General features: G+C 71.2%; 8 protein-coding genes and 1 pseudogene. 3 read left to right on the top strand and 6 right to left on the bottom strand.

The window, feature by feature from the left end:
- Both ASC67_RS20765 and ASC67_RS05580 read left to right on the top strand, forming a co-directional pair.
- Window positions 1-141: pseudogene (locus ASC67_RS20765) on the top strand (branched-chain amino acid ABC transporter permease); the annotation flags it as partial.
- Window positions 142-202: 61 nt separating this feature from the next.
- Complete coding sequence (locus ASC67_RS05580; RefSeq protein ID WP_056316249.1) at window positions 203-1,498, top strand: MFS transporter; 1,296 nt, start codon at window positions 203-205, stop codon at window positions 1,496-1,498.
- Here the strand turns inward: ASC67_RS05580 and ASC67_RS05575 are convergent.
- Window positions 1,462-1,932, bottom strand: coding sequence for an Lrp/AsnC family transcriptional regulator (locus ASC67_RS05575; protein WP_056316246.1), 471 nt, complete (start codon window positions 1,930-1,932; stop codon window positions 1,462-1,464). The two genes, ASC67_RS05580 and ASC67_RS05575, sit on opposite strands and share 37 nt — an antisense overlap.
- A gap of 118 nt (window positions 1,933-2,050) precedes the next feature.
- On the opposite strand from ASC67_RS05575, the gene mdeB reads away from it, so the two are divergent.
- Entirely contained in the window at window positions 2,051-4,744 is a 2,694-nt protein-coding gene (gene mdeB / locus ASC67_RS05570) for an alpha-ketoglutarate dehydrogenase (RefSeq protein WP_082535847.1), read from the top strand.
- A gap of 319 nt (window positions 4,745-5,063) precedes the next feature.
- On the opposite strand, the gene ASC67_RS05565 is transcribed toward mdeB, so the two are convergent.
- Genes ASC67_RS05565 through ASC67_RS05545 form a run of 5 tightly spaced genes read right to left on the bottom strand, consistent with a single transcriptional unit; the run spans window position 5,064 to window position 11,025 of the window.
- Window positions 5,064-5,606 carry a CoxG family protein gene (locus tag ASC67_RS05565; RefSeq protein ID WP_056316243.1) on the bottom strand — a complete coding sequence of 181 codons (543 nt, stop codon included), beginning with the start codon at window positions 5,604-5,606 and terminating at the stop codon, window positions 5,064-5,066.
- 12 nt (window positions 5,607-5,618) lie between these two features.
- The gene (locus ASC67_RS05560) at window positions 5,619-6,866 is read right to left on the bottom strand and encodes a VWA domain-containing protein (RefSeq protein WP_056316239.1); all 1,248 of its coding nucleotides are present in this window, start codon (window positions 6,864-6,866) and stop codon (window positions 5,619-5,621) included.
- Window positions 6,867-6,894: 28 nt separating this feature from the next.
- The gene (locus ASC67_RS05555; RefSeq protein ID WP_056316236.1) at window positions 6,895-7,803 is read right to left on the bottom strand and encodes a MoxR family ATPase; all 909 of its coding nucleotides are present in this window, start codon (window positions 7,801-7,803) and stop codon (window positions 6,895-6,897) included.
- Window positions 7,804-7,858: 55 nt separating this feature from the next.
- On the bottom strand, window positions 7,859-8,647 hold the full coding sequence (locus ASC67_RS05550; RefSeq protein ID WP_056316233.1) for a xanthine dehydrogenase family protein subunit M: 789 nt from the start codon (window positions 8,645-8,647) through the stop codon (window positions 7,859-7,861).
- Between the two features lie 23 nt (window positions 8,648-8,670).
- Window positions 8,671-11,025 carry a xanthine dehydrogenase family protein molybdopterin-binding subunit gene (locus ASC67_RS05545; RefSeq protein ID WP_056316229.1) on the bottom strand — a complete coding sequence of 785 codons (2,355 nt, stop codon included), beginning with the start codon at window positions 11,023-11,025 and terminating at the stop codon, window positions 8,671-8,673.
- Between the last annotated feature and the right edge of the window lie 4 nt (window positions 11,026-11,029).

Here is an 11,029-nt window from a genome sequence, read left to right as displayed (position 1 = left end):
GCCTGGTTCAACGGCCTGGGCGAGGCCGTCACCCTCGTCACCGGCCTCATCTTCATCGTCTGCGTCCTCGCCTTCCGCAGGGGACTCGTCGGCGAGGCTGGGGCGCTGCTGGCGCGCTTCAGGCACCGGCCGCGCGAGTAGACCGCGCCGCAGGCGGGCACAAAAGGCCCGCCGCGCCCACGGCTTGTTGCGCCGCAACACAATGCGCGCGATGAACCCCGTCCCCTCGACAGCGGCGCCGGCCGTCGCGCCCCACGCGGCCGTGCCCGCGGCCCCCCGCGACCGGCAGTTCTGGACGGCCATCATCGCGCTCGGCGTCGGCGGCTTCGCGATCGGCACCGGCGAGTTCGTGATCATGGGCCTGCTGCCCGAGGTCGCCAGCGACCTGGGCGTGAGCATCCCGCAGGCCGGGCACGTGATCAGCGCCTATGCGCTCGGCGTGGTGGTCGGCGCGCCGGTGCTCGCGGTGCTGGCGGCCAGCTGGCCGCGGCGGGCGCTGCTGATGGCACTGATGGCGCTGTTCGCACTGGGCAACTTCGCCAGCGCGATGGCGCCGGGCTATCTGTCGCTGAACGCGCTGCGCTTCGTTGCCGGCCTGCCGCACGGCACCTACTTCGGCGTGGCCGCGCTGGTGGCCGCGTCGCTGGCGCCGCCCGATCGCCGCGCGAGCGCGGTCGGCCTGGTCATGCTGGGCCTCACCGGCGCCACGCTGGTCGGTGTGCCGATCGCGGCCTGGCTCGGCCAGCACTGGGGCTGGCGGGCCGCCTTCGTGCTGGTCGGCGCGATCGCCGCGGTGGCGTGCGTGCTGGTGCGCCGCGGCGTGCCCGACCTGCCGGCAGCGCACGGCGCCAGCCCGCTGCGCGAACTGGGCGCGCTGGCGCGGCCCCAGGTGTGGCTCACGCTGGGCATCGGCGCCATCGGCTTCGGCGGCATGTTCGCGGTGTTCAGCTACATCAAGCCGACGCTGACCGAGGTGGCCGGCCTGTCCGTCGACGCGGTGCCGGCGGTGCTGGCGCTGTTCGGGCTGGGCATGGTGGTGGGCAACCTGGTCGGATCACGGCTCGCCGACAAGGCGCTGATGCGCACGATCGCCGGCCTGCTGGTGTGGAGCGCGCTGGTGCTCGGTGCCTTCGTGTTCACGGCGCATCACGTGCTCAGTGCGGCGGCCAGCGTGTTCCTGGTCGGCACCGTGGTGGCCCTCGCGCCGGCGCTGCAGATCCGGCTGATGGACGTGGCCGGCGACGCGCAGACGCTGGCCGCTGCGCTGAACCACTCGGCCTTCAACATGGCCAATGCGCTCGGCGCCTGGCTGGGCGGCGTGGCCATCGCGGCCGGCCTGGGCTGGACCTCGACCGGCTGGGTGGGCGCCCTGCTCGCGCTGGGCGGGCTGGTGGTGTTCGGCGTCGCGTTGCGGCAGGACCGCCGGGCACGCGCGGCCGCTGCGACGGGGCTGACGCCTGCTCAGGCGCCGGCGCCCAGCGGCAGCGCCGTCTTGTAGCGCACCTGCTTCAACGCGAAGCTCGAGCGGATCTTCTCCACCTGCGCGATCGGCGACAGCTGCTCGAGGATGAAGCGCTCCAGCGCCGCCATGTCGGCCACTGCCACACGCAGCAGGTAGTCGGCGTCGCCGGTCATCAGGTAGCACTCCATCACCTCGTCGCGCGCGCACACGCTGGCCTCGAAGGCCTCCAGCGCGGCGCGGTTCTGCTGCTTCAGGCTGATCGAGATGAAGACGTTGAGGTGCAGGCCCAGCGGCGCCGGGTCGAGCAGCGCGACGTAGTGGCGGATCACGCCGGCCGCCTCCAGCGCGCGCACCCGCGCGAGGCAAGGCGAGGGCGACAGGTGCACGCGGCGCGCCAGCTCCACGTTCGACAGGCTGCTGTCACGCTGCAGTTCGGCGAGGATGCGCAGGTCCAGGGCGTCGGGTTTCATGATGCTGTGAAAGTGCGGATTGGCAGCACTTTATGCGGTACTGGTCGTCTGAGGCATCCGATTGCAGCCGCTTCTGCCGCCGAGAACGGCGCACAGTGCAGGCTTCAGGAGCCGCGCCATGACCCACGTTTTCGAACCCTTGCAGTTCCAGGCCGCCGGCACCGATGCCGTGGCCGGTGTTGCCGACACCGACCCCGCCGAGACCGCCGAATGGCGTGATGCGCTGTCCGCGGTGCTGGCCGCCGGCGGTCCGGCGCGCGCGCGTTTCCTGCTCGACCAGCTGGCCGCGCTGGCCAGCGAGCCGGCCATCGCCTGGCAGCCGCATGGCGGCTCGCCCTACGTCAACACCATCCCGGTCGAGCGCCAGCCGGCGTTCCCTGGTGACCTGGCAATCGAGGAACGGCTGGCCTCGCTGATGCGCTGGAACGCGCTGGCGATGGTGGTGCGCGCCAATCAGGCCTATGGCGAACTCGGCGGCCACATCGCCAGCTACGCGAGCGCGGCCGACCTGTTCGAGGTGGGCTTCAACCACTTCTTCCGCGCGCGCAATGCGCAGCAGGGTGGCGACCTGGTGTTCTACCAGCCGCACTCGGCGCCCGGCGTCTACGCGCGCGCCTTCCTCGAGGGCCGCCTGAGCGAGGCCGACCTCGCGCACTACCGGCAGGAGCTCGCGGCGCCGGCGGTGGGCGCGCAGGGACTGTCGAGCTACCCGCATCCGTGGCTGATGCCCGAGTTCTGGCAGTTCCCTACCGGTTCGATGGGCATCGGCCCGATCAGCTCGATCTACCAGGCGCGCTTCATGCGCTACCTGCAGCACCGCGGGCTGCTGCAGACCGAGGGCCGCCGCGTCTGGGGCGTGTTCGGTGACGGCGAGATGGACGAGCCCGAGAGCATGAGCGCGCTCACGCTCGCCGCGCGCGAGAAACTCGACAACCTCACCTGGGTGATCAACTGCAACCTGCAGCGCCTGGACGGCCCGGTGCGCGGCAACGGCCGCATCATCGACGAGCTGGAGGCGCTGTTCGCCGGCGCCGGCTGGCACGTGATCAAGCTGGTGTGGGGTTCCGACTGGGACGGGCTGTTCGCGCGCGATGCCAACGGCGCGCTGCGCAAGGCCTTCGCCGGCACCGTGGACGGCCAGTTCCAGACCTTCGCCGCGAAGGACGGCCGCTACAACCGCGAGCACTTCTTCGGCCAGAACGCCGAGCTCGCCGCGCTGGCGCAGGGCCTCACCGACGAGCAGATCGACCGGCTGCGCCGCGGCGGTCACGACATGGTGAAGATCCACGCCGCCTACGCCGCGGCCGAGCAATGCCGCGGCCGGCCGGTGGTGATCCTGGCGCAGACCAAGAAGGGCTACGGCATGGGCGAGGCCGGGCAGGGCCGCATGACCACCCACCAGCAGAAGAAGCTCGACCGCGACGACCTGATCGCCTTCCGCAACCGCTTCGCGCTGCCGTTGAGTGACGAGCAGGCGGCGAACCTGGAATTCTTCAAGCCGGCCGACGACAGCCCGGAGATGCGCTACCTGCACGCGCGCCGCGCCGCGCTGGGCGGCCATATCCCGGCGCGCGTGGCGCAGGCGCCGCAGCTGGTGGTGCCGCCGGTCGAGCGCTGGGGCGACTTCGCGCTGAATGCCAACGGCAAGGAGATGAGCACCACGATGGCCTTCGTGCGCATGCTCACCGGGCTGCTGAAGGACGCGCAGCTCGGCCCGCGCATCGTGCCCATCGTCGCCGACGAGGCGCGCACCTTCGGCATGGCCAACCTGTTCAAGCAGATCGGCATCTACTCCAACCTCGGCCAGAACTACGAGCCCGAGGACATCGGCTCGGTGCTCAGCTATCGCGAGGCCACCGATGGCCAGATCCTGGAGGAGGGCATCAGCGAGGCCGGTGCGCTGAGCTCCTGGGTGGCCGCGGCCACCAGCTACAGCGTGCACGGCGTGCCGATGCTGCCGTTCTACATCTACTACTCGATGTTCGGCTTCCAGCGCGTGGGCGACCTGATCTGGGCCGCGGCCGACCAGCGCGCGCGCGGCTTCCTGCTCGGCGCCACCGCGGGCCGCACCACGCTGGGCGGCGAGGGCCTGCAGCACCAGGACGGCTCCAGCCCGCTGCAGGCGTCGACCGTGCCCAACTGCCGCACCTGGGACCCGGCCTTCGCGGGCGAGGTGGCGGTGATCGTGGAGCACGGCATGCGCCGCATGCTCGAGGAGCAGGCCGACGAATTCTTCTACCTGCTGCTGATGAACGAGAACTACGCCAACCCCTCGCTGCCCGAGGGTGCGGCGGCCGGCGTGCTGAAGGGCCTGTACCGCTTCCAGCCGGCGCAGGGCAAGAAGGCCGCACAGGTGCGCCTGCTCGGCTCGGGTGCGATCCTGCGCGAGGTGCTGGCCGCGGCCGAGCTGCTGCGCAGCGACTACTGCGTCGAGGCCGAAGTGTGGAGCGCCACCAGCTACAGCGAGCTGCAGCGCGACGCGATCGAGGCCGAGCGCCACAACCGCCTGCAGCCGCAGGCGCCGCGCCGCACCAGCCACGTCGCGCAGTGCCTGGCCGGCACGGCGCCGGTGGTGGCGGCGAGCGACTACGTGCGCGCGTGGCCGCAGCTGATCGCGCCCTACCTCGAGGCCTCGCGCTTCGTGGCGCTGGGCACCGACGGCTTCGGCCGCAGCGACACCCGTGAGCAGCTGCGCCGCCACTTCGAGGTGGACCGCGCGCACATCGCGCTGGCAGCGCTGGATGCGCTGGCCGATGCGGGCAGCGTGCCGCGGGAGCTGGTGGTGAGGGCGGCGGGGCGGCTCGGGGGCTGAGGTTTGCCTCGCCCGCGCGGTGCCGTCGCGGCCGCCGGGCGAGCGGCTCCGTTCATGTCCCCCGCGGCCGGCCCTGCGGGCCGACCGCTCCTCCTTTACTTCACTGCGCCGCTCACCCGGCGTCCCCGTCGACAGGCGAGTCCACCGCAGGCCGCGGTCCGGTCTAGAGACCTATGACGATCGCGGTGGTGGTGAGCGCCGAGGTGGGTCGCTGTGTGGAGTGAAGTAAAGGAGGAGGGCCGGGCGCGAGCGCGGCCCGGGGGACATGAACGCAACACAGTGGCCCGCCTCAGCGCCCACTCCTCGGCGCAAAAAAACCTCAACCGAACAACCGCTTGAACCAGGCCACGAGGCGCGCCCACGCTCCCGGTGGCGATGCCGGGGCGGCCGGAGTGGCCTCGTCGGCCGCCGCCGGATAACGCGCCGCCAGCTGCTGCTCGAAGGCGGTGAAGAACTCGCCAGCCATCTTCTGCGCCGCCATGTCGATCAGCCGCGAGCCGATCTGCGCGATCTTGCCGCCCACCGAGGCGGTGGCCGTGTAGTGCAGCAGCGTGGTGTTCGGTCCGGTCGACTCCAGCCGCACGGTGGCCTGGCCCTTGCCGTGGCCGGCGGTGCCGCCCTGGCCCTCGAAGTTGATGACGTAGGAGGTCGGTGGCTGCAGGTCCGACAGCAGCAGCTTGCCCTTGAACTTGGCCTTGACCGGGCCGATGGCGGCGGTGAGCGCCACGTCGTAGGCGTTCTCGCCGGTCGCGGTGATCGACTCGCAGCCGGGGATCGCAGCCTGCAGGATGGCGGTGTCGTTCAGCGCTTCCCAGGCGATCGCTTGCGAAACGGGCAGGGCTTGCTGGCTGGTGAGTTGCATGGCGTCGGTCTCTCAGGTCGGGGCGGGAAGCGGTGAAGAAGTGAGCCGTGAAGTTTCGCGCGACGGGCCGCGCCGCGCCGGCGCCGACGCGAGCACGCGCGCCAGGTCGGCCAGGCTGTCGAGGTTGTGCGCGGGCAGGAAGTGGTCCACGTGCGGCAGCATCGCGCGGATGCCGGCGGCGCGCGGCTCGAAGCCGGCGTAGCGTAGCAGCGGGTTCAGCCACACCAGGCGCCGGCAGCTCTTGTGCAGGCGCTCCATCTCGAAGCGCAGCGCCTCGGTGTCGCCGTGCTCCAGGCCGTCGGAGATCAGCAGCACCGTCGCGCCGCCGCCGAGCACGCGGCGCGACCAGTGGCGGTTGAAGTCGTGCAGGCAGGCGGTGATGCGCGTGCCGCCCGACCAGTCGGCCACCTGGCGCACCACCTGCGCCACCGCGATGTCGGGATCGCGCTGTGCCAGCACGCGGCTGATCGGCGTGAGCCGCGTGCCGAACACGAAACTGTGCACGTGCACGTCGCTGCGGCCCATCGCGTGCGCGAAGTGCAGCAGCATGCGCGAGTAACGGCTCATCGAGCCGGAGATGTCGGCCAGCACCACGATCGGCGCCGGCCGCGTGCGTGGTGTGCGCCAGCGCATCTGCCAGTCGTCGCCGTTGCGAGCCATCGCCTGCACGGTGGCGCGCCAGTCGGCCCGGCCGGGCCGCGACGCCGGCTGCGTGCGGCGCGTGCGCAGCGGCTCGGCGAAGCGCTCCATCGCCTGCAGCAGGCGCTGCGCCTCGCGCCACTCGTCGGGCGTCATCGTGTCGAAGTCGGCCTTGCGCAGCAGCTCGCGATCCGACCAGGTCAGCGTGGCCTCGATGTCGAGCTGTTCCTTCGGAGGCGGGGCATCGCGCCGCGGAGGCTGTTGCGGGAACAGCGCCGCGGCGAGCCGGCGGTTCTCGGGGGGCGGCGGACCCTTCTCGGGGCCCTGCACGCGCGGCAGCAGCATCGCCATCACGCGGCCCAGCAGGTCGGGGTCGCGCCAGAAGATGTGGAAGGCCTGGTCGAACAGCACGCGCTGCTCGGGCCGCCCGATGAAGCAGGCCTGCAGCGTGGCATGGAAGTCGCGCCGGCTCGCCAGGCCCGACAGCGGCAGCGCGCGCAACGCCAGCTGCACGCGGTCCTGCCCCACCGGCAGGCCGGCGGTGCGCAGCACGCGGGCGAAGTGCATCACGTTGGCGGCCAGGTGGCCGGGCAGGGTGTCGAGCGCGGCGGGCGGGAGCATCTGGCGTCAGTGGCCCGGCATCGCGACGTCAGCCGCGCAAGGCTGCGCGCACCTGCTCCACCAGCCGCGCGGCCTCGGAGCCCTGCACCTTGGCGATGTCGTCCTGGTACTTGAGCAGCACGCCCAGCGTGTTGTTCACGGTCTCGGGGTCGAGCTGCAGCGCATCGAGTTCCAGCAGCGCGCGACTCCATTCGATGGTCTCGGCGATGCCGGGCAGCTTGAACAGGTCGGCGCCGCGCAGCGCCTGGATGAAGGCGACGATCTGGCGCGACAGCGCCTCGCTCGCGCCCGGCACGCGCTGGCGCAGGATCGCGAGTTCGCGTTCGGCGTCGGGAAAACCGACCCAGTGGTAGAGGCAGCGCCGCTTCACCGCGTCGTGCACCTCGCGTGTGCGGTTGCTGGTCAGCACGACGATCGGCGGCTCCTTCGCCTTCACCGTGCCCAGCTCGGGGATGGTGATCTGGAAGTCCGACAGCACCTCCAGCAGGTAGGCCTCGAAGGGCTCGTCGGCGCGGTCCAGTTCATCGATCAGCAGCACCGGTGGCACCGGCTGGGCCGGATCGATGGCCTGCAGCAGCGCGCGCTGCGTCAGGAAGCGCGGCGAGAACAGGTCGGTCGCGAGTTGCTCGCGCGTCGCGCCGTCGCGCTCGGCGAGGCGGATCTCGATCATCTGCCGCGGGTAGTTCCATTCGTAGGCGGCCCCGGCGAGGTCCAGGCCCTCGTGGCATTGCAGGCGGATCAGCGGGCGGCCCAGCATCGCCGCCACGGTCTTGGCGATCTCGGTCTTGCCGGTGCCCGGCTCGCCCTCGAGGAACAACGGGCGCTGCAGCCGCAGCGCGAGGTGCAGCGCGGTGGCGAGCTGGCGATCGGCGATATAGCCGTGCGCCTGCAGGCGGGCGGCGGTGTCGTCGATGCTGGTGGGGAGGGCGGTACTCATGCGCAAACGCGAGGCCCTCTCCCGCCGGCGGGAGAGGATTGGGGTGAGGGTCGGGTCAAGACGCCGCCACCGCCCGCCCGGCGAGCACCGGGATCAGCGCGGCGCGGTACTCGGCCGAGCCGTGCAGGTCGGTGCTCAGGCCCTCGGCGCTGACCTTCACGCCGTTGCAGGCGGCGGCCGACCAGCTGGCCGCGAGCTTGTCTTCCAGGGCCTTCACGCGCATCACGCCGGCGCCCGCGCCGGTCACCGCCACGCGCACGCCCTGCGGGCCCTTGCTGACGAACACGCCGACGATCGAGAAGCGCGAGGCCGGCTGGTTGAACTTCTGCCAGCCCGCCTTCTCGGGGATCGGGAAGCTCACCGACGTGATGATCTCGCCTTCGGCCAGCGCGGTCTCGTACAGGCCCTTGAAGAACTGGTCGGCCGGGATGCTGCGGCGGTCGGTGGTGACCGTGGCGCCCAGCCCCAGCGTGGCGGCGGGGTAGCAGGCCGCCGGGTCGTTGTTGGCGAGGCTGCCGCCGATCGTGCCTCGGTTGCGCACCTGGCGGTCGCCGATCTTGCCGGCCAGCTCGGCCAGCGCCGGAATGGCCTTCTTCACTTCGGCCGAAGCGGCCACGGCGGCGTGCGAGGTCATCGCGCCGATGGTCACGCTCTTCGCGTCGACCTTGATGCCCTTGAGTTCGGCGATGGCGCCCAGGTCGACGATCGCGTCCGGCGCCGCGAGGTCGAGCTTCATCGAGCCGAGCAGCGACTGGCCGCCGGCCATCAGCTTGGCGTTGTCGGCGCCGGCCGCCTTCACGGCGTCGGCCACTGTGGCGGGGGTCTGGTAGGCGAATGCTTGCATGATGGTTCCTCCCCTTGCGGCGCTCAGCGCGTGCGGGATTGCATGGCTTGCCACACGGTGTGTGGGGTGGCGGGCATCGGCATGTCGCGCAGGCCCAGCGCGTCGCAGATCGCGTTGATCACTGCCGGCGGCGAGCCGATCGCACCGGCCTCGCCGCAGCCCTTCACGCCCAGCGGGTTGTGGGTGCAGGGCGTGCCCTTCGAGGTCTCGACCACGAAGTGCGGCAGGTCGTCGGCGCGCGGCATCGCGTAGTCCATGTAGCTGCCGGTCAGCAGCTGGCCGCTGTCGGTGTCGTATTGGCCGTGCTCCAGCAGCGCCTGGCCGATGCCCTGCGCCAGGCCGCCGTGCACCTGGCCCTCGACGATCATCGGGTTGACGATGTTGCCGAAGTCGTCGACGGCGGTGAAGCGCTCGATCCGCACCACGCCGGTCAGCGGATCCACCTCGACCTCGCAGATGTAGGTGCCCGACGGGTAGGTGAAGTTGGTGGGGTCGTAGAAGGCGTTCTCGTTCAAGCCCGGCTCCAGCTTGTCGAGCGGGTAGTTGTGCGGCACGTAGGCTGTCAGCGATACCGAGGCGAAGGGCACGCTCTTGTCGGTGCCCGCCACCTTGAACACGCCGTCCTCGAACTCCACGTCGGTGTCGGCGGCCTCCATCAGGTGGGCGGCGATCTTCTTGCCCTTGGCGATCACCTTGTCGACCGCCTTGACGATCGCGGTGCCGCCCACCGACAGCGAGCGCGAGCCGTAGGTGCCCATGCCGAACAGCACCTTGGCGGTGTCGCCGTGCTCGATGTTCACGTCGTCGAGCGGGATGCCCAGCTTGTCGGCGACGATCTGCGCGAAGGTGGTCTCGTGGCCCTGGCCGTGGCTGTGGCTGCCGGTGAAGACCGTCACCTTGCCGGTCGGGTGCACGCGCACTTCGCCGGCCTCGAACAGGCCCGCGCGCGCGCCCAGCGCGCCGGCGATGTTGCTCGGCGCCAGCCCGCAGGCCTCGATGTAGGCCGAGTAGCCGAGGCCGCGCTTCAGGCCCTTCGCTTCGCTGGCCGCGCGGCGCGCCGCGAAGCCGGCCACGTCGGCGAGTTCCTGGCCACGCGTGAGCATGGTGTCGAAGTCGCCGGTGTCGTAGGTCAGCCCGACCGGCGTGGCGTACGGGAAGGTCTTGATGAAGTTGCGGCGGCGGATCTCGGCCGGATCGATGCCCAGGTCCCTGGCCGCGGTCTCGACCATGCGCTCGACGACATAGGTGGCCTCGGGCCGGCCGGCGCCCCGGTAGGCATCGACCGGTGCGGTGTTGGTGAACACGCCGATCACCTCGCAGAAGATCTTCGGCGTGGCGTACTGGCCGGCCAGCAGGGTCGCGTACAGGATGGTCGGCACGCTGGACGCGAAGGTCGACAGGTAGGCGCCGAGGTTGGCCGTGGTGTGCACGCGCAGCGCGAGGAAGCGGCCGTCCTTGTCAGTGGCCAGCTCGGCAGTGGTCACGTGGTCGCGGCCGTGCGCGTCGGTCAAGAAGGCCTCGCTGCGGTCGGCGGTCCACTTGATCGGGCGGCCGACATGCTTGCTGGCCCAGGTGATCGCGGTTTCCTCTGCGTACAGGAAGATCTTGGAGCCGAAGCCGCCGCCCACGTCGGGCGCCACCACGCGCATCTTGTGCTCGGGGATGCCGAGCACGAAGGCGCACATCAGCAACCGCTCCACGTGCGGGTTCTGGTTGGCGACGTGCAGCGTGTAGCTTTCGTCGCTGGGGTTGTAGACGGCGTTCGCGCAGCGCGGCTCGATCGCGTTCGGGATCAGCCGGTTGTTGCGGAACGAGAGCTTGCTCACGTGCGGCGCGGCGGCCACCGCGGCGTCCACGTCGGCGCGGTCGCCGATGGTCCAGGTGTAGCAGACGTTGTCGGGCGCCGACTCGTGCACGCTGCTGCCGGCGTTCTTGGCGCGCGCGGTGTCGACCACCGGCACCAGTTCGTCGTAGTCGACCTCGATCAGCGCCGCGGCTTCCTTGGCCTGCGCATAGGTCTCGGCCACCACCAGCGCGACCGCATCGCCGACGTAGAGCGCCTTGTCGTCGCACAGGATCGGGTGCTTGGGCTCCTTCATCGGCGTGCCGTCGACGCTGGTGATCAGCCAGCCGCAGGGCAGGCCGCCGACGTTGCGGAAGTCGGCGCCGGTGTAGACGCCCAGCACGCCCGGCGCGGCCTTCGCCGCGTCGATCGCGATGCCCTTGATCCGGGCGTGCGCATACGGCGAGCGCAGGAAGTAGGCATAGGTCTGCCCGTGCTGGATCATGTCGTCGGTGTACTGGCCGCGGCCGGTGAGGAAGCGCGCGTCTTCCTTGCGCTGGACCGGCTGGCCGATGAAACCCTGGCGTGCGTTCATGGTG

This window comes from Methylibium sp. Root1272, from assembly GCF_001425905.1.
GTDB lineage: Bacteria > Pseudomonadota > Gammaproteobacteria > Burkholderiales > Burkholderiaceae_C > Methylibium.
This window is presented reverse-complemented; position numbering and strand designations above follow the sequence as displayed.